Source organism: Cellvibrio sp. PSBB006 (assembly GCF_002162135.1).
Lineage (GTDB): Bacteria > Pseudomonadota > Gammaproteobacteria > Pseudomonadales > Cellvibrionaceae > Cellvibrio.
In genome coordinates this window covers 3,331,253-3,354,104 of sequence record NZ_CP021382.1, presented here as the reverse complement: position 1 = coordinate 3,354,104, position 22,852 = coordinate 3,331,253, and the positions used below count along the sequence as shown (strand labels likewise).

The window sequence follows — 22,852 nt, the reverse complement described above, 5'->3', positions numbered from 1 at the left end:
GGTTATGCAAAACGCCATCGAATTTAATCAGGTCTGTAAACGTTATCCGGAGTTTTATCTGGATCATCTCGATTTGCACCTGCCTGTTGGTCAGGTGATGGGACTGGTCGGTGTGAACGGCGCCGGTAAATCCACGATGCTCCGTTTGGTGATGGGCTTAATCCAGCCGGATGCAGGCAGCGTTAGTGTGTTGGGATATCGCCTGCCGGAACATCAAGTATCGGCAAAGGAAAATATTGGTTACGCTGCCGAAGATATGCGTTTGTACGGAGCGGAAAATCTGCGTTGGCACATGCGCTTTATCCAATCGATTTTCTCTTCGTGGGACCCACTTTATGCAGAGCATCTATTAAAAAAATTCGACATGAATGCCGAGCAAAAAACCAGGGGTTATTCACACGGTCAGCGCGTTAAAGCGAGTTTGATTTTATTGCTGGCGCGGCGCCCGCGTCTGGTGATTCTGGATGAGCCTACGACCGGGCTGGACCCGGTATCACGGTACGAAGTCTTATCTGAGCTAGCCGAAATTCTGCGCGATGAAAATCGCAGCGTTTTATTTTCCTCGCACAGTACCCAGGATGTCGAGCAGCTATCAGATTCGATTACCTTTCTACATAAGGGAAAAACCCTGGCCTGTCAGGACAAGGAAACCTACATCGAAGGTTGGCGCAGGGTGTTGTGTTCAGGCACGCTCAATCAGTCACTGAATTTACCCGGCATCGCAGAATTGAAAAGTAATGGTTCGCTGCATGAGATTAAAATCAGGGGATTTGACGAGACCATGCTTGCCAAACTCAGTGCGCACGGGCTCCAGGTGTCACAGGTTGAGCGGATGACCTTGGAGCAAATTTTTATCGCAAGTGTGAGGGAGGTAGCGAAACAATGAACCCAATAATCGACACGGCGAGTAACGACCCGGTAAGTATCAATTCGCAAGCGAATCGCCCTGCGCTGAATATGCCGGTGATCAAACAACTGGTTTATAAAGATTGGTACTTGAACCGAAAATTGTTGGCCATCTATATCGGCGGCGGCATCTTCTCTTTGAGTATTCTCAGCCTGGGTGAATGGCAATTCTTTATGGGTTCCATCATGTTCATCACCATGTTGGTGGCCTTGGGCAACCACCAATTATCGGTCACCATGATCAATGAACGAAAAGAACAAACCCTGGCGTTTGTAATGAGCTTGCCGGTGTCGCCCGCCGATTATGCGATGGCGAAATTTTTAGCGAATATGGTGCTCTTTTTTGTGCCTTGGCTATTGTTGGTCATGGTGACAACGGGCGTTATCTTGCTTACACCGTTACCGGATGGACTCCTGGCCTTTACCCTGCTGGTGTGTGTGTTGATTGCCGTGAATCATTGCATCTGCTGGAGTGTCACCATGTTTACTGAAACAGAAGCTGCGTTTCTGATGGTGATGATTGGTCTCAACTGTTTGCTAAACCCGGCTTTATATTTCCTGGCACGTTCGCCGAATATCGGTATTAGCCAAGGTGAAAGTTTTATCTGGACTGATACGGCAACGCTTGTGTTGTCGGGCGAAATTTTAACGATTCTCCTGCTGTTATTCGGCACCCTGTATTTCCGATCGCGTAAGAAAGTTTTCTTCTAGTCCTGATCTCATCCCTGAGTCATCAGGGTTCCCAAATTTTCCTTAAAAGGTGGCTATTATGAACTCCACAGAGTCCCCGCGCGCCCATGAAATGATAAGTCCTACTACACAGCGTCTGCACTATCTTGATAATTTGCGTGCGTTAGCCATGATCGGCGGAGTATTTTTTCACGCCGCGCTCGCCTACAGCCCGGTGTTACACAATCTCTGGTTGACGGCGGACAGCCATCAATCAGCGGTGGTCGATATTATCAGTTGGTTTTCACACTTGTTCAGGATGCCGGTGTTTTTTGTGATTGCCGGATTTTTTGTCGCCTACCTGGTTGGCAAACGCGGTATGGGCGGCATGTTGGCCAATCGCGCCAAACGCATCCTGTTGCCGTTTATTATTTTCTTGCCGTTGTGTTTGTGGGCAATTGTTGCATCGCTGATGTCGGCGGTAGCGACAGTGGAAAATAAATCGCCCATGTTGCTGATGATTGCTCAAGCCATCGCAACACCGGGCTCGCCACCACCACCGTTTTCCACCATGCATTTGTGGTTTTTATATAACCTGACGTTTTTCTGCATCCTGACCTGGGTACTTGGCTACCTGAACTGGACGCGGCTATTTAACCTGTTTAATAACATCAAGCCCTTGTACTTTATGTTGTTATTTCCACTGCTGTTACTGCCAGCGCTCATGTCGGTTTCATCGCCATTTCCTGCACCGGATCAACTATTGCCGCAATTGTGGTCGTTTGGTTTCTTTGGTTTATTCTTTGCCCTTGGCTATTGGATATTTCGCGCTGAGAGATTTATTGAAAAATTTCAACCCTACGGCTGGACCTTGTTGGTAGCGAGCGTTCTGGCTTATGCGCTTTATCATTATTCTATTCCCAAACAAATCAGCTACCCGCCCGTGCCCAATGCGTTCCCGCTAAACTTGCTATTGAAATGTTGCGAGGCCTATATTTCGGTCTGGATGACGCTGGCCTGTCTGGTTTTCGGTAAGCGTTATTTAAACACTCACAATTCGGTTATGCGCTTTTTCTCGGATAGCTCTTACTGGATCTACATTATCCATTTGCCCCTGTTGTTTGCGGTGCAGTATCAGTTACTGGATCAGGATTGGGGCTTGCTGGCGAAATACACAGCGTCAGTTGGCATCACATTGGTAATTGGAGCCGTGAGTTATATTGCGTTTGTCCGCTGGACGCCGATTGGATGGATGTTAAATGGGCGAAAGAAAACGACCACCAAAACCGAGGCGGTAGTTAGCTGACCGGCAGCGCCGTTTTATTTAACGGCGACTTCAACACAAACGACGAATGCACACCGCTGACGCCTTCGATACGGGTCAGTTTCTGTAATAGAAATTGCTGGTAAGCGTCCATGTCTTTCACGATGACTTTTAATAAATAGTCGGCGGATTGTCCGGTGATTAAATGGCACTCCAGCACTTCCGGATAACTGCCGACGGTTTTTTCGAAGGCGTCAAAACGTTCCGGCGTATGCTTATCCATGCTGATCTGGATAAAAGACATGAGCGTGAGGCCGAGCTTGCGTGCATTGAGAAGCGCGACATAACCGTCGATAAGACCGTCTTCTTCCAATTGACGAACCCGCCGCAGGCAAGGGGAGGGCGACAGGCTGATCGCATCGGCCAATTCCTGGTTGGAGATACGGCCATTGTGTTGCAATTGTTCCAGAATCAATCGGTCGTAACGGTCGAGGTTCATGGCGATGACTCACTGCATAGATGAAATAAAAAAACGTATGGCGTTACCAAAACCGCTCAAGAAAATTCAACAAGCGTTCGCCTGACACATCGGTCATTACCTTCTCAATCTAAAAATACCCTAAAAGGCTGGCCTTTCCTGCCGGGTGTATTTACTCATCAGGCGATCGCTAAAGCTGGTTTTGTGTTGCCTTCATGACCGTTTGAAACGGCATGAAGCTATGCTATCAGCTATTTATGCCTTTAAATATCGTTTTCTGGCAATAAAATTGCTCAAAAAACTTTATCGAGGCAATTTTGGCAATATTCTGGCGCGGCAACGCGATTATACTGTGTCCAACCTGTTCGCGAAGAACACACCGCCACAAGCGGTTTGCAGGGCTGGCTGCCTGAATTCTTACCGGGATCGCCCACAAGCCAGCGGCACAAGGGGTATTCCCTAAGGCCATACCCGCAAGTTTCTTCTACAGGTTTTTGCTCAGCTTTTGCCGTTTAGCCACCTTTGTTCCTGGAGCCCATCATGCTTGCCAACCCATCCACCAAATATCAGCGTTTTGTCGGCGTGGCTTTGCCCGACCGCCAGTGGCCGAACAAGATTATTGAAAAGCCGCCGATCTGGATGAGCACCGACCTGCGCGATGGCAACCAGGCGCTGATCGATCCTATGTCGGTAGCGACCAAGTTGCGCTTCTTTAAAGAACTGGTGGCGATTGGTTTTAAAGAAATCGAGATTGGTTTTCCCTCCGCTTCGGAAACTGATTTTGAATTTACCCGCTTATTGATCGAAGAAAATCATATCCCCGACGACGTCACCATCGAAGTATTAGTGCAGGCGCGATACGACCTGATCGAAAAAACCGTGCAGAGTTTGCGCGGTGCCAAGCGCGCGATCTTGCATATGTACAACCCGCTCGCGCCGGCGTTTCGCAAGATCGTTTACAACACCGATAAAGAAGGTGTGAAAAATATCGCCATTCAGGGCACCAAATGGGTTAAAGAATTAACGGCGCAGGCGCCCGAGGTGGATTGGACTTATCAATATTCTCCGGAGGTGTTTTCCAGCACAGAGGTTGAATTTGTCAAAGAAGTGTCCGACGCGGTGGCGGCGATCTGGCAGCCGACGCCGAGCAAAAAAATGATCCTCAATTTACCGGCAACCGTGGAGATGAGCACGCCGAATACCTACGCCGACCAAATTGAGTGGATGCATCGCAACATCAACAACCGCGACGCCATCATCATCAGCGTGCACCCGCATAATGATCGCGGTACCGCCGTGGCGGCGGCGGAGTTAGCGGTGATGGCCGGTGCGGATCGTGTTGAGGGTTGTTTGTTTGGTAATGGTGAGCGCACCGGCAACGTTGATCTGGTCACGCTCGCGTTGAACTTATATTCACAAGGTGTTCATCCCGGCCTGGATTTTTCCGATATCGATCGAGTGCGCAAACTGGTGGAAGACTGCAACCAGTTGCCGGTGCATCCGCGTCATCCTTATGCGGGTGAATTGGTATTTACCGCGTTCTCTGGTTCGCATCAGGATGCGATTAAAAAAGGTTTCGCCGTGCAGAAAAAAGACGCACTCTGGGAAGTGCCTTACTTGCCGGTTGATCCCGCAGATTTGAATCGCAGTTACGACGCGGTGGTGCGCGTCAACAGCCAATCCGGTAAAGGTGGCGTGAGCTTTTTATTGCAGCAGGAAGCGGGTTTGCAGTTGCCGCGCCGGTTACAAATTGAGTTCAGCAGCGTCGTGCAAAAGGTCAGCGACAAGACCGGTAAAGAAGTCAGAAGCAGCGAGATCGCGCAATTGTTTGAGCAGGAATATTTTGCCGTTAATGCGCCGTTCCGTTATCACAGCAGCAAGGTGAGTGAGGATGCTGAGCATGTGGATATCATCATCCATGCGCAGCACCAGGAAAGCCCTCTTTCATTGTCTGGCAGCGGTAATGGTCCCATTGATGCTGCCGCGCACGCGCTGAGTCAGCAGATTGGTAAGGAAGTTAGCGTGGTGGATTACCACGAACACGCTATCGGTGAGGGCTCGGATGTGGCGGCGATCTGCTATGTGGAATTAAAAGTGGAGCAGGGCAAGCCGGTCTTCGGCGTGGGTAAGGACAGCAACATTATTTCAGCGGCAATCAAGGCATTGCTGAACGGCGTGAATCGACACGAGAGAACCCGTAGTTGATATTCAATGGCCGGTGTTGAACGTGTCGGCCATTGAATTCGGAAACGCTAAATTTTCTAACCTTTGGCACAAACCGGCGGTGAAAACTGGTGTAAAGTTAACCACCGCCATCGTGCTGTCATCACCATCCGGTTAGAATCTGGCGAATCACAAGGAGTAGCTTATGGCTCAAACCACCTTTGCCAACTGCCGCGGTATCGTCCACAAAGGCAGTAACGGCATAAGCATAGTTTTTCCCGATGTCTGCAAGACTCCCACCCCGGGTGGGCCTGTGCCGATCCCTTATCCCAATATTGGTAAATCCTCCGATACTGCCAAAGGCCCCAAGAGCGTAAAAACCGACGGCCAGATGCCCATGGTTAAAGGCGCGCAGTACACACGCAGCATGGGTGACGAGCCGGGTACCCTGAAGGGCGTTGTCAGCAGCGACCAAATGGGTGTCTGCGAATTTATGATGTATTCACCGGATGTGAAATTCGAAGGCAAAAATGTCTGTCGCATGGGCGACCCGCTGTTTCACAATAAGAAAAATATCATGGGCTGATAAGGCCCAGCGAAAACCCATTACCGACTGCAGAATCGAAGGAAGCGTTGATGTCCCAGCACACCAAGGTCTATGTGGCCGGCGCCGGCACCATCAGCCCTCTCGGCCCCACATCCGCCGCTATGGCGGCGGCGGTCAGCGCCGGTATCAGTGCCGTGCAGGAAACTGCGCTGCTGAGCAAGCACCTCATTCCTATCAAGATGGCCCAGGTACCGGAACCGGTATTGAGTCCCCTCGATCCTCGTTTGATCTCCGCCAGGTTGCCTTCCCGACAGGTGCGATTGCTGCAAATGGCAGCGCCGGCGCTGCAACAATTGCAACCGCTGTTACCCCAAGGCGTTGTGATGCCGATGCTGCTCGCCCTGCCGGACGTTATCGCCGACCTCAGTCACCCCTGGCGCGGTAATGCGATTGAGCAACTGGCTATACAGAGCGACATCCCTCTGGACGTGCGCAACAGCAAGGCCGCTGAAATCGGGCGCGCCGGCGGCTTGCATGCGCTCAAGCATGTTTTCCAACTGATAGAACAGGGCCAGGATTGGGTCCTGCTCGGCGGTTTAGATACCTATTGGGATGCGGAACTGTTAGCGCGGCTGGATGCGCAGGACCGGCTGCTGCTGGAAAACAGTCTCGATGGCTTTCAGCCGGGCGAGGGCGCCTGTTTTGTGCTGCTGGCCAGCGAGCGGGTTGCCGGGTCATTAGCCGCACCGCGCGTGGCGCTTTACCGCCCCGGTATCGCACAAGAGGCTGGCCATCGTTACAGTGACGAAGCTTATCGCGGTGATGGTCTGGCTAATGCTGTCCGTGAAGCTATCGCGCAAGCGCCGACAGCGAAGATCGATGCTGTCTGGACCAGCATGATTTACGATAGCTACGGTGCAAAGGAATTTGGCGTGGCCATCACGCGCAACAGCGCACATTTTTCTCCGGCCGCCAGCCAGAATCACCCGGTGGATCGATTCGGTGATGTGGGTGCGGCAATCGGTCCGACACTGATCAGTCTGATCTTCGAATTGTCCCGACGCCCAAAAAAACCGGGGCAACATCATTTGCTTTGCTGCTCGTCCGATACCGCCTATCGCTCGGCGGTGCGTCTGGATATAGAAGCAAACCCATAACCGCACTTAAAAAAACTGTCTGGAAAGCGTCTGAAAATTCGGCATTGCCCAAAAATTCAAGCTGTCAATTGTTCAACAAGGCGTTCAGCAACCTGAGGTATTGGTTGGCGATGATTTTACCTGGAGAAGACAAACTAATTAACGAAGGAGCAAAACGCATGGGCGAAACCGATCTGCGCGATGCATTAGCGGTGGAACGTACCCACCTGGCCAATGAGCGCACGCTCTTGTCTTATATCCGCACGGCCCTGGCTTTGTTGGCCGGGGGTGCGATGGTGTTGAAATTCCTGAATAATGACCCGGTGTTGATGCCTTTCGCCTGGGCGGCGTTGGTGGTGGGTACGCTGGTGTTGGCGATCGGCGGTTATCGTTTTTTCAGTGTGCGGCGGCGTATCAGTCGCGGTTAACTTTGTTGTTAAAAGGACGCTTTTTCCAAAGTTGTAAGGATGACGATTTCCCTCTGTGCTGTACTCTCCTTATCCTCCGGCTTTGACTTACGTCGTCCATTTTCAGCGAATTGAAAAAATTTTTAATCAGGTGAATCTGAAAGCGCATTTCCCACTTCTAATCAGATAACAAAACGGCAAGAAGGCTTTGTAGCGAGCACCATGTCGAGAGCCAGACGGGTAGGTGACAGATGTCATTAGTTTGTTAATTTCGGTAAAAACCTGGCCATTTTGCCGATGGCGACCGGGAAAACTGTTTAAGCTTGGCGCAAGCCCGTGGTTCCACGAAGGATTCAGAAAACAATGATCAAACTGCATAACATCCATAAATACTATTCCACCGGTGAGCAACGCTTGCACGTGCTCAAAGGAATTGACCAGCATATTCGCGAGGGCGAGCTGGTATCGATCATGGGCTCGTCCGGTTCGGGCAAGTCTACCTTGTTGAATATCCTCGGGATTCTCGATAACCACGACGAAGGTGACTACTTTTTGAATGGGGTGGAGATCCGCCGTCTCAAGGAAAAAAAGGCCGCCCAACTGCGCAATCAGTTGCTGGGTTTTATTTTCCAATCATTCAATTTATTGCCGTTCAAAAATGCCACGGAGAATGTGGCCCTGCCGTTGTATTACCAGAATGTTAGCCGTAAGGAGCGCAATTACCGCGCCGCGCAGTATCTGGAGATGGTCGGGTTGGCGGATCGCGCAACTCATATGCCCAATGAATTATCCGGTGGCCAGAAGCAGCGCGTTGCGATTGCCCGAGCGCTGGTGACCAAGCCCAAGGTGATCCTTGCCGACGAACCGACCGGTGCGCTGGACAGCCAGACAACACAAGAGATCATGGCACTGATGAAAGAGGTTCACAGCCTGGGGAATACGATTGTGATTGTGACCCACGAACAGGATATCGCTGACCAAACCCAGCGTCAGATTATCCTCAAGGACGGCTTGATTGTGCCGGGCAGAAAAAGCTCACCGGTCACACTGACACCCGCCATCGCCAACGAAGAAGACATCCTGGGATAAATGACAATGGACGGCTTACAGGAAATTCTCTACACCCTGCGCCAGAACAAACTGCGCACCGCGCTGACCGCATTCGGCGTTTTCTGGGGCATCCTGATGTTGATTTTATTACTCGGTGCCGGGCGCGGGATGCAGAACGGTGTTTACGCCGACTTTGGTTCAGATGTTCTGGATTTTATCGTGGTGTACACAGGCACGACATCTGTGGCCTATCGCGGCATGGGACTGGGTCGGCAAATCAGTTTGACGCTCGACGATGTTGAAGCCATTCAACGGCAGGTAAAAGGTGTTGGTGTGATTTCACCGACCAACGAGCGCGGTGGTATTTCAATTGTTTATGGCGATAAAACCGGCAGCTTTGCGGTTCACGGTGTGCCGGATGAATTCTTCAAGGTGAAAGAAAGTGTGCCCTTTCCGTTGGGGCGCAAGATAAACCCGCTGGATGATGAATACGTGCGCAAGATTGCCGTCGTCGGCACTGTTGTCGCCGAGCGCGTGTTTGGTAAAGACGTTGATCCGGTCGGAAAAGATATTCGTGTTAACGGCGTAATGATGAAGGTGGTAGGCACCTTTTACGATAAAGGCAATCGCGGCCGCGATTCCGAGCGTGTGTATATTCCCATTACCACCTTTCAGAAATTATTTGGTGCCAGCGACAAGATTGCCGCCATCTGGCTGCGGCCACAATCCGGTTTTGATGGTTTTGTGGTGGAAGAAAAAATTATCGAATTATTAAAACGTCGTCACGCGGTGTCACCGGAAGATCGCCGCGCGATTCGCTCGTTCAATATGGCCGAGCCGGCCAAGATGGTAAACGGTTTGTTCCTCGGCATTAATGCGTTTATCTGGTTCGTCGGCCTGGGTACTTTAATGGCCGGGATTGTGGGTGTGAGCAATATCATGATCATCACGGTTAAAGAGCGCACGCGTGAAATCGGTATTCGTAAAGCGCTCGGTGCAACGCCGTTAAATATTGTCAGCACGCTGCTGTTGGAGTCGATACTAGTGACCAGTATTGCCGGCTATGCAGGGTTGGTTGTGGGTGTGGGGTTGATTGAGCTGGTGGCGTATTTACTCAAGTCCGTCGGTGCGCAACTGCCTTACTTTACTAACCCCGAAATAAATTTTCAGGTGGCAATCACCGCGATTATTTTATTGATTGTGGTCGGTGCGCTGGCAGGGCTGATGCCCGCGTTGCGCGCTGCGAAGATTATGCCCATTGAAGCCATGCGCGCGGATTAATCACCATGATTATTGATACAGAAAAATGGCAGGAAATTTTCAAGACTCTGGGCCAACACAAGTTGCGCACTTCGCTCACCGCGTTCGGTGTGTTCTGGGGAATCTTTATGCTCACCGTGCTGCTCGGTGCAGGTAAAGGCTTGGAAAACGGTGTGATCGAAGGTTTCCCTCGTGTAACTAATAGCGTGTACATCTGGATTCAAGGGACCACTCAAGTGCCTTATCAGGGGCTTCCCATTGGCCGACAAATTCGTCTGGAAGCGGCAGACGTCAAAGCCATTCAAGACAATGTGCCCAGTGTCAGTTTTATTCGCGGGCAAAATTCTGTGGGCATCTGGGACGGCACGCCGCCTTACACAAAATACAAGGATAAAAACGGCACTTTCTATGTACAAGGCACTCACGCTGGCATGACCAATATTAATTCCATGCGCATTATCGAGGGCCGCAGCATCAATGAGACCGATGACAACGAACGACGCAAGGTGGCGATTATTGGCACGCGGGTAGAAACGCAATTGTTTGATGAAGGCGTCAATCCGCTGGGTGAGAACATCACCATATCCGGCATCAGTTTCACCGTGATCGGTGTATTCAAATCCCTGGCAGATGGCAACCAGCAACAGGAAGAAGAAAAAATTTATATCCCCAACGACACCTTGCGTTACGCCTTTAATCAGGTCGGTTGGGTCGGCAGTTTTGTGGTGATACCGCAACCGGGTTTACATGCGCGGATAGCGGAGCAGGATGTCAAAAAATATCTTGCCGAAATCAAAAAAGTGTCACCGGATGATGTCGGCGTGTTCGGCAGTTTCAATTTGCAAAACGAGTTCGACAAGATCCAGGGTTTGTTTACCGGTATTGAAGTATTCAGTTGGATGGTGGCTATCGGCACCATCATGGCCGGTGCGATCGGCGTGGGCAATATTATGCTGATCGTGGTGAAAGAGCGCACGCGGGAAATTGGTTTGCGCAAAGCCCTGGGCGCTACACCGACATCAATCGTTGCGATGATTGTGCAGGAATCCATCTTTATCACCGCTATCGCGGGTTATATGGGCCTGGTGGTGGGTGTCTTCCTGCTCGAAGGCGTCAGCAATGTGCTGGAAGCCAGCGGCGGTGGCTCGGGTATGTTTCGTCGACCCGAAGTGGATTTCGGTACAGCGATCAGTGCTTTGGTCGTGTTGGTTATATCCGGTTTTCTGGCGTCGCTGATGCCGGCCGCCAAGGCGGCCGCTGTGAATCCGATTGTGGCCTTGCAAGATGAATAATTGAGGTGTCTGCTGAAAAATTTCCTGTGCTGTAGAGCAGCTATTTTTCAGCAGTAGCGAACAAACCTGTAAAAAATTTCAGTCAAAGGTAAGAAGGGAAAAATGAAAAAATTAGTGTGGTTCGCCGTATTGGCTCTGATCGCGTTTATCTTTATCGGGACCGCTGTATTCCTGTTCAATAAATCCCAGGAAAAACCGGTGGTTTATGAAACAGATGCGCCTTTTAAAACAACCATCATCAAAAAAACCGTGGCCATCGGTAAAGTCATTCCACGTAAAGAGGTCAATGTCACCTCCCAGGTTTCCGGCGTGGTGGAAAAGGTTTACGTGGTCGCTGGCCAAACGGTTAAGAAAGGTGACTTGATCGCGCGCATTACCCTTGCTCCCAATATGGTGATGTTGAACAGCGCTGAGTCACAGCTGCAATCAGCCGAAATCAATTTAAAAAATGCCGAAGATGAGCTGGAGCGGCAGAAAAAACTCTATGCCGACAAACTCATTTCTGAGTCGGAATACAACAAATTTTTGTTGACCTATAACCTCCAGCGCCAGGCGGTAGAGTCGGCGGAAAATAATCTGCTGCTGATTCGCGAAGGGGCGACGCGCAAATCGGATTTGGTCTCCAATATGATTCGCGCCACGGTCGATGGCATGATTCTCGATGTACCCAATAAGGAAGGTGCGTTTATTGTGGAGTCCAGTACCTTCGGCGCGGGCACCACCGTGGCCAGCCTGGCGGACATGAACGATATGATCTTCGAAGGGATGGTCGACGAGGCGGAAGTGGGCAAGATCCGTGAAGGCATGGAGTTGGTACTGGATGTGGGCGCACTGGAAGGTGAGCCCTTCAGCGCGGTACTGGAATATATCTCGCCCAAAGGCATTGAGGATCAGGGCACCATCAAATTCCAGATCCGCGCGGCGGTGACCCTGAGCGACCAACTTTTCCTGCGCGCCAACTACAGTGCCAACGCGGATATCGTGCTGGACAAGCGTGAGAATGTACTGGCGATCAATGAAGGCAATCTGTTAATCGAAGATGAACAGCATTTTGTGGAAGTTGAAACAGCGCCGCAGCAGTTTGAGAAACGCAAGGTGGAAACCGGGCTGTCTGACGGTATCAATATTGAAATTGTATCGGGCCTCAAAGAAAGCGAAAAAATCAAACGCCGTTGAGAAGCTGTCCCTCATAGCGGATAATGCGGGCCACATCAGTGGCCCTTTTTTCAGGGTAATTTCATGGGTCTGCAAGCCATACGCTGGCTGCTAACCGGGTTATAAAGCGAACTACAAATTGTTACAACATAGCGGAACCTTTCAAGGTATACATAAGCTGGGTGATTTTGCCCTGGCAACTTATGTACGCAATTATGAATAAACACCTTATCCAAGCCTGGTTATTACTCCTCGGCTGCTTCAGCGTAACGGCTATGGCCGACGACTGTGAGAGCAGCGCGGAAGGCTGCGTGGAGATTGGTAAATGGCAGGTCGCCGTCGCGGTTGGCGTGGGAGTGCGCACCAATCCGGTTATTGATAACGATGATATTCCGCTCTACGTCATTCCGCAGATCAGTTATAACGGCGAACGCGTCTTCCTGCAAAACCTTGACCTGGGTTATATCCTGTTCGAGGACGACACCCGGCAATTCAACCTGTTGTTAACGCCCAGTTACGATCAGGTTTTTTTTCGCCGTTGGGACGTGAATAATTTTGTGCTCAGCGAAAATCTGTTATCCGATCCCGGCCCTACCTTCGGCCCCTCAACCGACGCTTACCATAAACTCATCGATACCGACCAACTGCGCAAACGGCGCATGGGAGGATTGGCCGGTTTTGAATACAACCACCAGTTCAACAAGGTTGATCTACAGCTCCACGCCTTGCAGGAGTTCACCGGTTATCACGACGGACAGGAAGTGCGGATTGCCCTGGCGCGACATTTTTTAGCGGGCAAACATCACTGGATTTTATCCGCTGGAGCGATCTGGCAAAGCGAGGCGGTACTCGACTATTACTACGGCATTCGCGAAGGTGAGGGCGGCACTCTGGGTTATCGCTACAACCCCGGTAGCGGAGTATCCGGCGTTGCGCGCCTCGACTGGAACTATCGTATCAATGAGCGCTGGAGCCTGAATTTCACCACCGCCTATCGACGCCTGGCCTCGGGCATCCGGCGCAGCCCCGTCGTGAATGACGATAAAGTGATTACCTCGTTCATTGGAGGGGCGTACCATTTTTAACGGCAGGTTATTTTCGGTATCCACAGCACTGTTTTGCTTGCTTGCGTTATCGCTGAGCGGCTACGCTGTGGCTGATGATGCTATGGGTCAAAAGAAACTGCCGGTGATTCAATTCTCCATTAAGCCGCGCCTGTGTGTACTGGCTGCCAAAGAAGAAGTGTGTCGCGACGAACTGGAAGTCACCTGGGCGGCGGAAGAGGCACGCAGCCTGTGCTTGTACCAAAGCGGCGAATCCATGCCCCTGCGCTGCTGGGAAAATCAAACCCAGGGTGCTTATCAATTTAATATTACCGCCAGTACCAGTGTCGATTTTCATCTGCGCGAAGAAGAAGGTACGCAAGCCTTGGGCAGTGAAGTGTTTGAAGTGGTTTACGATCAAAAGAAATTCCGCAAACAGCGGCGCAACCCCTGGAGTTTTTTCTAGCGCGATCAGTTTATGACTATGAATAACAATCTCATCCTGTTAGTAGAAGACGACCGCCGCCTGGCCGATCTGGTTAAGGATTTCCTTGAAAGTAATGATTTTGCGGTGGTGGTGGAAGCGCACGGCAATCGTGTCATTCGCCAATGCCAGAACGTAAATCCAGCGTTGATCATCCTCGACATCATGTTGCCGGGTAAAGATGGCCTGACGTTGTGTCAGGAATTGCGTCCGGAATACAAAGGCCCGATCCTGATGTTGACCGCGCGCAATGAAGACGTGGACCAGGTGCTCGGCCTGGAATACGGCGCAGATGATTATGTCATCAAACCGGTTGAACCGCGGGTATTGCTTGCCCGCATTCGCGCCCTGCTACGTCGTTACTATCAAACCGATGTGCGTGAACAGGAAGTGTTGGTGTTCGACCAACTAACGATTCAACCGATTCAGCGCAAAGTAGAGCTGGCGGGTCAGGAAATTCATTTATCCAGCCACGAATTTGATTTACTGTTGGCGCTGGCCAATCAAGCCGGCCAGATTCTCAGCCGTGAATTTTTATTCAATCAGATCTACAGTCGTCCCTACGATGGCCTGGATCGTTCGATTGACGTGCGCATTTCGCAATTGCGTAAAAAATTACTCGATAATCCGGAAAATCCCACACGTATTAAAACCATCTGGGGACGCGGCTATTTATTTATTGCCGATGCCTGGAAGGACTAACGGGCGTTTATGAACCGCGCGTTTATCTCGCTGTATTTCTTCATTGTCTTTTCCGTCATTGTCATCGGTTGGGGTTTGGATAAGTTTTGGGAAAAACTTTACCCGGCGCCCGAATTGGAGACTGATGTAGCTGATTTGATTGTACTGCTTGAGCAAGACCTTCAACTGTTGTCAGCAGAACAGCAAGATGCCCGCATCGAACAACTTAATCAGAATCTGCACAATCAACTCCAGTTAATTCACATCGATGACCTCGCCAATTCATCAGCAACGCAACAGATTCGCGCGGGCGAGGTGGTCAGTGCTTCGGCCAGTTCTGATCGCCTGATCTGGTATAAGCGTGTTGCAGAGAGCGATCAAGTCCTGGTGATGGCATCGCCCAATCCCGACCGGACACGTTCACCGGTTTACTCCGGGTTGTTAATCATGTTTTATCTCGGCATTGCGCTGGTGGTTTTCTTGTGGGTCTGGCCCTTGTCGCGCGATCTTAGCCGGCTGGAAAAACATACGCGCCTGGTAGGCAAGGACGGCGCGCCGGATCAAATTGCTGTTGCACCGACCTCGACGGTATTTACCCTGGCTAATGCATTCAATCGCATGGCAAAACGCATCCGCGAATTGATCGGCTCCCATAAAGAAATGACCTATGCTGTCTCACACGAATTGCGCACGCCCCTGGCGCGCATGAAGTTTGCGTTAGCTATGGCGAGCAATCACGGTGACGCACAGTTACAGAAACAACTCGACAGTATTCATCAAGACGTGATGGAGATGGAAAACCTCATCAGCTCACTGTTGAGTTATGCAGGCTTTGAACAGGAATCCCAGCAACTTGATCGTTGTGATGGCTACATGCAGGATTTACTGAGTGAAATTATCGCGCGAATTTATCGCGACCGCCCGGACGCGGTACCGATTCGCATCCAGGATGACACCGGCGGGCAAGCATTTAACTGTGAATGGAAATTGATGGAGTGTGTGATTCTCAATTTGCTGCAAAATGCGGCGCGCTTTGCCAAAGAAAATATCGTTGTCGAGTTGCGCGTAACAGAAACGGAATTTCAAGTCGCCGTTGAAGACGATGGCCCCGGCATTCCCCCCGAAGAACGCGCCCGCGTGTTTGAATCTTTTGTCCGCCTGTATAACGAGAACAGACCGCAAGCCAGTGGTTTCGGGCTGGGGCTTGCGCTCGTCAAGCGCATCATGAGATGGCATGGTGGCGACGCCGCCTTTGTCGATTCACACAGCGGCGGGGCACGCGCTTACTTGTCCTGGCCAAGAGGCTGACGGCGATTAGTTCCCCCTACATCACCCATTCTCCAATTGAATGGCATATAATAATTAGGAATTAATCCAAAGACTTTTATATCAAAAATCAATTAATAGGCCATTTTTTCAATCAAATTTTACCTAAATTGATTGAAAAAGCTCCGCTCGGGGGGTGGATGTGGCGCGATTTATGGGTATAGAATGCAGACTCAATCAACCACAGAGTGTGATTTGGGTGGGATAACAGTAAGACCAAACACCCCCGGGCGGCGAAGAGAGCGCCACTATCTTTGAGTACAGCCGGCAAACGGCGACCGAAGAAACCCGATAATAGTTATCCCTGAATCATCACTCGCTGCTTGCGTGTGACAATGAAAATAATAAGCCTGATCAGGGCGCTGGGGGTTATATCCCTGGTGTTCGTTGCTGTTTGTGCAGCCGCCGATAACACCTATCGAGAAATATCGATAAGTGAGTTTGCGGATGCCATAAAGCATTGGAATGATCGCACCGGCGAAACAGACGCAGCGCATTACTCCCTCACCCAAATCCCGCAAATTGCTGACAACATCCTGCGCTATCAACGCGAGAATGGTGGTTGGCCCAGCAATAAACATCCCACGCGCTTACTCTCTGCTGCGGAGCAAAACGTCCTCGCTGCGGAACAACACCTCACCGACGCCAGCTTCGACAATCGCAATAGCTATCCGCAAATTAACTACCTCGCGCATGCCTATCAACAAACCGGTGATGTCCGTTATCGCGATGGCGCTTTGCACGGCATCGACTATATTCTAAAAAATCAATATAAAAATGGTGGCTGGCCCCATACGCCGGCCAGCACTAAAGCGGACTATCACCAACACATTACGTTTGCTGATGATGTGATGACGGGCCTGCTCACATTTTTGCGACATGTGCGCGAAGATCAGTCGCTCTTCAATTTTGTTCCGGCCACAACCTTGGCGAATATTAACAACGCGATTCAAAAAGGTGATCGGCTGATTGTGCAATTGCAAATAAAAGTCGACGGAAAACCGACTATCTGGGCCGGCCAATACGATAAGAATACCCTGGAGCCGGTTGGCGCCCGCGCGTTTGAATTACCCGCGCTGCTGGCATGGGAAAGTGTGGCGGTGGTGGATTATCTACTAGATATTAAAAATCCTTCGCCCGACATACAGAACGCAATACACGCCGCAACTACCTGGTTCGACCAAGCGAAAATTGAAGGCATAGCGATTCAAAAAATTGCGCATCCGGCAACGCGTTATCCCTACCACACGGCTGATTACGACATAAAAATTATTCGCGACCCAAACGCCGAACCGGTCTGGGCAAGATTTTACGACTTGAAAACACAACAACCATTTTTCGCCAATCGCGATGGTAAAAAAGTATTCAGCCTTGAAGAAGTGCATCAAGAACGCCGCACGGGCTACACCTGGTATGGCACCTGGCCGAAAACGCTACTGACCACCCGCTATCCCGCGTGGCGCGACAAAGTAACCATTTAATACCAAGAAGCAGCGAGGTTTTTAGTTTTACGCAGGCTACACCCGAATAATAAATCAATCACTGTATCAACCTAGTCTTACAAGATCCTTTTAATAAATTTCGATAAAAACGAGGGAGAAAGAGATGTTCAAAAAACGCCTACTACCAGTCTTTGTTGCCATGGCAGCCACCGGCTCGCTACCCGCACAGGCACAGGATTCTTCTGACGGTGCACTGGAAGAAGAAATTATTGTGACCGGTGTGCGGAATGCGGAGTTGAATGCGCGTCAGCTTGAGCGTGATAAAAAAATATTCAGTTCCGTTATCTCGCAAGATGACGCGGGTAATTTTGCCGATCAGAACGTAGCGGAATCACTTCAGCGTCTTCCAGGTATCACCTTACAGAAAACGGAAGGTGAAGGCCGTTATGTCACCGTTCGCGGTCTGGGCCCAGGCTTCGTCACTGTAAGCATGAACGGTGCTGAATTGGCTTCTGCCGGTGGTGACGTTGGCGGTGGTGACAGCCGCGACTTCGCCCTGGATGCTCTGCCAGCAGATATGCTTGGTTCCATTGAAGTGTTTAAATCGCTTACCCCGGATATGGATCTCAATTCCATTGGCGGTAATGTCAACGTTAATACCGTGACGGCGTTTGATCGCAAACGCGATACGCTAAAAATGACCGTGCAAAATTATTACCAGGATTTCCGTGAAGAGCATTCGCCGAAAATCTCGGTTCAGGGCACTAAACTGCTTGCAGATGACACTATTGGTATTGGTTTTTCGCTCTCTCACGAAAAACGCCAAACAGATACTTATGAGGTACGCCATCATTCCACAACCGATATGCGATATGTGCAAGCGGACATTGACGGTCTGGAAGAGCCCACTCCATCCGATGCGAGGATGTTAATCCCATGGGAAGTTGAGACTCGTGAAGAAGGCGCGGAAAAAACACGCAATGGTGCGTCATTAGATCTGGGTTATCGCCCTAACGAAAACAGCGAATATTACGCACGTTTTAGTTATACCGAATTTACAGACCTCGATATTGCTTTGCGTGAGTACTACCGATTCAGCCAAGCAGGGGATGGAGATATCGCCTACCTCGATCCGAGTACCAATACCTTTGGTGTTGTAGGTGGCGATTTACAGCATCAGTTCTTTATCCAGGAAAGTGAAAACACCACCACCGCTTTCTCCATCGGCGGTGAAAATATCTTTAATGACCTCTGGACGTTGGATTATCAATATTCCCATTCTGTTGGTAAAGATGAAAAGCCTGATGGTCGACGCGTGCAGTTCCGTATCCGCGATATTCCGATGTTAGGTCAATTAGACAAAGAATATATCGCTGGCCAGGTTGTTGCTCCGTGGGACATGGCTGCTTTAGCAGGTGTTGATTCTGTACCCGGCGGTGCATATGGAACCAACGGTTATCGCGATGGAGAGCAGATGCAACGCAATATGCTCTACGACAATATTTTTATTGAAGACGCATTGCGCGAAGATACCTTGGACCAGATTTCTGTCAATCTCAGAAAGGACTTTACGGACGGCTTTGTCAATTACATCAAAGCCGGTTTCACCATCAAAGAGCGTGAACGTGAACGCAACAAAGATCGCTGGAGTATTGTGCCGGGTGACTTCCCTGCTGGTTGTGGTGACGATGCGGAATGTCAGCAAGCGGTAAACAGTCGTCTGGGTGATTATGAAACCTATACCCCTAACAATCCGGACTTTGATCACGACTTTATTACCTACAGCGAAGCTGAACGTCTGCTCGATATCACGTCCAAGGTTGCACGTTTCACCGATCCAGATGGCGTAGATCAAGAGAGTGTCAATGACGATTATCTGTTAACCGAAGACACAGCAGCAGCCTATTTAATGGCGGAGTTTCAACTGAGTGAGAAATCTTCGGTGATCACCGGGGTGCGTTACGAAGAAACCGATTTTACCTCGACCGGTAATTTCTCTATTCGTAATGACCGCTTCGAAGCAGAAAACGAAGCTGCTTCTTTGGATATTGCCATCCCTCTACAGGGTGCGAGCAGTTCTTACGATGACTTGTTTCCCAGCATCCACTACCGTTATGAAATGAATGACGAAATTCTGGTGCGCGCTGCACTGTGGACCAGCTTTACTCGTCCTTCCTATGACCAGGCTCGCGCCTCCGCTGAGGTGAGTGGACGCGTCATACTGTGTAATCCGGAAACCAACGTCTGTAACGATAATCCCTCAACGAATGGCGCTGAAACGTTAGCGGATATACAAGACTTTACCTTTGCGTCAAACAACACATTGAATTTTGGTAATCCGACCTTAACAGCAATGACTGCTACCAACTTTGATGCATCAATCAGTTGGTACGCCAGCGAAGATCTGTTCTTGCAGGCAGCTGTTTTCTACAAAGACATTGATGACTTCGTTGTTGACGTTAATGGTGCGACTCAGCGCCTGGATGAATTACCACTAGACCTGCCAACGGAACAAGTAACGCAGTTCATCATTCCTGAAGACCTGGTCATGACCAATGTCAACTTCGCCACCAACGGTGACAAAGCAAAAGTCTATGGTATTGAATTGAGTTACTCACAATATTTCCAGAACGGATTATTCGTGCAGAGCAACGCCACCTTTATGAATAGTGAAGCCAACGTCGGTGATACCTTACGCGCGGGTGAAATTCAATTACCGGATCAAGCAGACAATACCGTTAACCTGACACTCGGGTGGGAAAACGAGAAAATTTCCACACGGTTTATCACCAACTATCGCAGCAAAGTGCTTGATCGCATTGGTGCCTGTTCCTCAGACGCTATCGTGGCTGATGAATCAGTAGGCTATGCAGAGAACTGCAAAACCTGGGCTGACGTATTCCACGACGATACCTTTGGCCTGGATTTCAAAGCGACCTACAAAGTGACTGATGCAATCAGAGTTTACTTTGATGCAATCAATATCACTGACGAGAAATCCATCTACTACTTTGAAGGCAACCAATACTCCGGCGGCAATGTGCTATTTACATCAGAAGCCTTCGGTAGATCTTTCCAATTGGGTGTCAACGTAGATTTTATGTAAATGTGGATGCTGTCCGCCGGACGATTCGTCTGGCGTAGTACAGCCCTTAAACCAGTTTCTGAGAGAGCCTCATTAAAAATAAATTAAGGTAATCAACTATGAAAAAGCTAACGTTATTCAGCGCGCTGATCCTGACCGGATTGCTCGGCGCATGTGGTGGAAGTGACCCAAGCAACAAACCCGATACGCTATTCCCGGACGGCTATGAACCGCTACCTCCACCCGTAGGCGGCAGCGATGACAATATTGTCAACACACCGTTACCCATCCTTGAAGACTTTGATAATGCTGTAGACATCGGTGGATTCTTCAGTGCCGATTACAAACCCTTATCAACCGATAATGCGGAAGATGCAGCTCCCTCGTTCTACTACCCAACCTGTTGTTTATACGACGACGAAGGCAACGTTCAGGAAAATAGTTTCTGGTTGTCGGATACTGAAAATAAAAAGATGCGCTTTGGTAACGCGCGTTTCACCATCGGACAAACCTTGTCTGAACTTGCAGGTGATGCATCAGATCCGAAGATCAACACAACTTCTGCGACTAACACTGACAGCTGGGGCGAACTGGATTTATCACGCCCTTACAAAGTCTCGTTCTGCGTGGTGCAAACCGGCGGTAGTGAAAATATGTTGATCTTTGTTGACAACAACACCACGGGCGAAGCCAACTCCAAATGGGGCGGCGGCACTAACGGTTCGCCCATCTTCAAACAAAATGTAAACTCACTGATTCCTGGCCAACGTGTCACCATCAATGTTCCCGGTGAAACACGCTTCTCACCCGATGGTGCTTCGGTGTTGAACATCACCGAGCAAGTCGGTGAAGAGCACTCTTTCCTCCAAGTACGTGTCGGCAGCGGCGGTTACGCCATCATTGATGATCTTGTTATTGAGTATCAGGATGAAACTTCAATTGAACCGGCAGCTGAAACCTGCGTGGCCGATCCTGATCTGCAAGCACCGCCACCGAAAACAGCGCCGGTTGCGCCTTCTGCACCGACACTGATAGTGGGTGATGCACAACTGACAGTCACATGGTCAGCAGTATCCGGTGCTGCTAATTACGAGGTTTATTACAACACAACAGATTCTGCTGAAGGGGCCACGCCTTTTGCGGGTAACCCTGTAGAAAGCACCAGTGCCGTATTGACTGATTTAATTAACGACACACCTTATTACGTTTTTGTCCGCGCCGTTAACAATATTGGTGTCAGTGAATACAGTGAAAGTACGACTGCCACACCCGTTGCGCCAACGGTATTCGATACGGATTACGAATGGGTCTTTAATCCTGTTGCCTATCAGAACGAAGAAAATTTCTTTGCGGCGGCATTCGATGCTGGCGGAAACAACAACATTGTTACTTCTGATGAAACACGTGAAGTAGATGGTCTGCTTATCTTTCTAAATAATGGAACAGCTCTGCGTTATCGCGGTAACGACAATCGTTGGAATTTCAACGGTCACTCCTGGTCCGGTGGCTCGTCGGTTCTTGCGCCTGCTGTTGGTGAGGACGTCGCTGAGCTGCGGGCTTTCCTAGGAGTGCCTATTGATGCAGGAAGAAGTGTGACTTTGGACTTTACATTCCAACAAAGCTCCGGCAGCGCTGTGGCAGGTAAGGTCATGTTAATAGGCAGCGACAACAAACTGCTTGCTGTAATGGATGCTAATAATGGTACAGATCCTCAAACAATTACCTACTCAGCACCTGAAGGCCACACCTTGTCTCACGTGAAGGTCGCCTATTCAAGAGAAGGTGATTCAACGGGTGGAGCTCACATTAACGGCATCGTAAAAACTTATGGTGATGGTGGAGATCCAGCCGCAGAAGATAAAACCTGGGGTTACGATATTGCTGCTTACCAAGAAGTGGATACCGATCTGTTTGAGTCGGCATTTGATATAGAAGCGAGCGATAACCGGATCAAGGCTATGGCCGATGTAGATGACTTGCCTGCACCTGCCGTCGAAGTTGATGGATTACGCTTTTATTCTCGCTCAGCCGGTGTACTTCGTTTCCGCGTAGCAATACCCGCATGGAATACCAATGGTTCGTTCTTCACCAATAACACAACATTGCTACCTGGGGTTGGAGAGGACCTACCGACGAATGTCAGAACTTATATTGATGTTCCGGTAGTTAGTGGGGAAGCTGTTGATATTAGTATCACTTACACTCAAACCTCTTCCGGTATTACCGCAGGAAAGCTGGCGTTTGTAGGTAGCGACAATAAGCTCTTGGTTGCGCAAGATGCAGATTTTGAGCGAGTTGGCCAAACCCTCACCTATAGCTTATCCGATGGCCACTCCTTAACTCATGTAAGAATTATTTACGGGAGAGAAGAAAGCACTAGCGGTGGTGTCAATATCACCGAGATATCAAGGGAGTATCAACCTTAAACCCAAAGCAGAAAGTGGTGATTCAGTCACCACTTTCT

At 49.9% G+C, this 22,852-nt stretch carries 19 protein-coding genes; 18 read left to right on the top strand and 1 reads right to left on the bottom strand.

What is annotated here, in order from left to right; all coding sequences use genetic code 11:
- Positions 1-4 precede the first annotated feature (4 nt).
- Genes CBR65_RS13775 through CBR65_RS13765 form a run of 3 tightly spaced genes read left to right on the top strand, consistent with a single transcriptional unit; the run spans position 5 to position 2,881 of the window.
- A complete protein-coding gene (locus CBR65_RS13775; protein ID WP_087467393.1) occupies positions 5-886 on the top strand; it encodes an ABC transporter ATP-binding protein in 882 nt (293 codons plus the stop codon).
- Positions 883-1,617 (top strand): ABC-2 transporter permease, encoded by a 735-nt coding sequence (locus CBR65_RS13770; protein ID WP_087467392.1) that lies wholly within the window; start codon positions 883-885, stop codon positions 1,615-1,617. The genes CBR65_RS13775 and CBR65_RS13770 overlap by 4 nt, the downstream gene beginning before the upstream one ends.
- A 58-nt stretch (positions 1,618-1,675) precedes the next feature.
- Positions 1,676-2,881: an acyltransferase family protein gene (locus CBR65_RS13765; protein WP_087467391.1), complete on the top strand. Its 1,206-nt coding sequence runs from the start codon at positions 1,676-1,678 to the stop codon at positions 2,879-2,881.
- Here the strand turns inward: CBR65_RS13765 and CBR65_RS13760 are convergent.
- The gene (locus CBR65_RS13760) at positions 2,874-3,338 is read right to left on the bottom strand and encodes an Lrp/AsnC family transcriptional regulator (protein ID WP_087467390.1); all 465 of its coding nucleotides are present in this window, start codon (positions 3,336-3,338) and stop codon (positions 2,874-2,876) included. The two genes, CBR65_RS13765 and CBR65_RS13760, sit on opposite strands and share 8 nt — an antisense overlap.
- A gap of 519 nt (positions 3,339-3,857) precedes the next feature.
- On the opposite strand from CBR65_RS13760, the gene leuA reads away from it, so the two are divergent.
- The 15 genes from leuA (at position 3,858) to CBR65_RS13680 (ending at position 22,814) form a co-directional block, all read left to right on the top strand.
- Positions 3,858-5,522 (top strand): 2-isopropylmalate synthase, encoded by a 1,665-nt coding sequence (gene leuA, locus CBR65_RS13750; protein WP_087467388.1) that lies wholly within the window; start codon positions 3,858-3,860, stop codon positions 5,520-5,522.
- Positions 5,523-5,685: 163 nt separating this feature from the next.
- Positions 5,686-6,066: a DUF4150 domain-containing protein gene (locus tag CBR65_RS13745; protein ID WP_087467387.1), complete on the top strand. Its 381-nt coding sequence runs from the start codon at positions 5,686-5,688 to the stop codon at positions 6,064-6,066.
- A gap of 50 nt (positions 6,067-6,116) precedes the next feature.
- Positions 6,117-7,184 (top strand): hypothetical protein, encoded by a 1,068-nt coding sequence (locus tag CBR65_RS13740; protein WP_087467386.1) that lies wholly within the window; start codon positions 6,117-6,119, stop codon positions 7,182-7,184.
- A 158-nt stretch (positions 7,185-7,342) separates the two neighbouring features.
- Entirely contained in the window at positions 7,343-7,591 is a 249-nt protein-coding gene (locus tag CBR65_RS13735; protein ID WP_087467385.1) for a YidH family protein, read from the top strand.
- A gap of 342 nt (positions 7,592-7,933) precedes the next feature.
- Positions 7,934-8,659, top strand: coding sequence for an ABC transporter ATP-binding protein (locus tag CBR65_RS13730; protein ID WP_087467384.1), 726 nt, complete (start codon positions 7,934-7,936; stop codon positions 8,657-8,659).
- A 6-nt stretch (positions 8,660-8,665) separates the two neighbouring features.
- The gene (locus CBR65_RS13725) at positions 8,666-9,901 is read left to right on the top strand and encodes an ABC transporter permease (protein ID WP_087467383.1); all 1,236 of its coding nucleotides are present in this window, start codon (positions 8,666-8,668) and stop codon (positions 9,899-9,901) included.
- Positions 9,902-9,906: 5 nt separating this feature from the next.
- A complete protein-coding gene (locus tag CBR65_RS13720) occupies positions 9,907-11,172 on the top strand; it encodes an ABC transporter permease (protein ID WP_087467382.1) in 1,266 nt (421 codons plus the stop codon).
- 102 nt (positions 11,173-11,274) lie between these two features.
- The gene (locus CBR65_RS13715; RefSeq protein ID WP_087467381.1) at positions 11,275-12,348 is read left to right on the top strand and encodes an efflux RND transporter periplasmic adaptor subunit; all 1,074 of its coding nucleotides are present in this window, start codon (positions 11,275-11,277) and stop codon (positions 12,346-12,348) included.
- 194 nt (positions 12,349-12,542) lie between these two features.
- Positions 12,543-13,412, top strand: a complete 870-nt coding sequence (locus CBR65_RS13710) for a MipA/OmpV family protein (RefSeq protein WP_157672074.1) — start codon at positions 12,543-12,545, stop codon at positions 13,410-13,412.
- Positions 13,413-13,479: 67 nt separating this feature from the next.
- On the top strand, positions 13,480-13,836 hold the full coding sequence (locus CBR65_RS13705; protein WP_232461195.1) for a DUF3019 domain-containing protein: 357 nt from the start codon (positions 13,480-13,482) through the stop codon (positions 13,834-13,836).
- A gap of 18 nt (positions 13,837-13,854) precedes the next feature.
- Positions 13,855-14,556 (top strand): response regulator, encoded by a 702-nt coding sequence (locus tag CBR65_RS13700; RefSeq protein ID WP_087467379.1) that lies wholly within the window; start codon positions 13,855-13,857, stop codon positions 14,554-14,556.
- 9 nt (positions 14,557-14,565) lie between these two features.
- Positions 14,566-15,843, top strand: a complete 1,278-nt coding sequence (locus CBR65_RS13695; protein WP_087467378.1) for an ATP-binding protein — start codon at positions 14,566-14,568, stop codon at positions 15,841-15,843.
- A 353-nt stretch (positions 15,844-16,196) separates the two neighbouring features.
- Positions 16,197-17,342 carry a pectate lyase gene (gene pelA / locus CBR65_RS13690; protein WP_087467377.1) on the top strand — a complete coding sequence of 382 codons (1,146 nt, stop codon included), beginning with the start codon at positions 16,197-16,199 and terminating at the stop codon, positions 17,340-17,342.
- 124 nt (positions 17,343-17,466) lie between these two features.
- Positions 17,467-20,409: a TonB-dependent receptor gene (locus CBR65_RS13685; RefSeq protein WP_087467376.1), complete on the top strand. Its 2,943-nt coding sequence runs from the start codon at positions 17,467-17,469 to the stop codon at positions 20,407-20,409.
- A 98-nt stretch (positions 20,410-20,507) separates the two neighbouring features.
- Positions 20,508-22,814, top strand: coding sequence for a fibronectin type III domain-containing protein (locus tag CBR65_RS13680; protein ID WP_087467375.1), 2,307 nt, complete (start codon positions 20,508-20,510; stop codon positions 22,812-22,814).
- Positions 22,815-22,852: the final 38 nt, after the last annotated feature.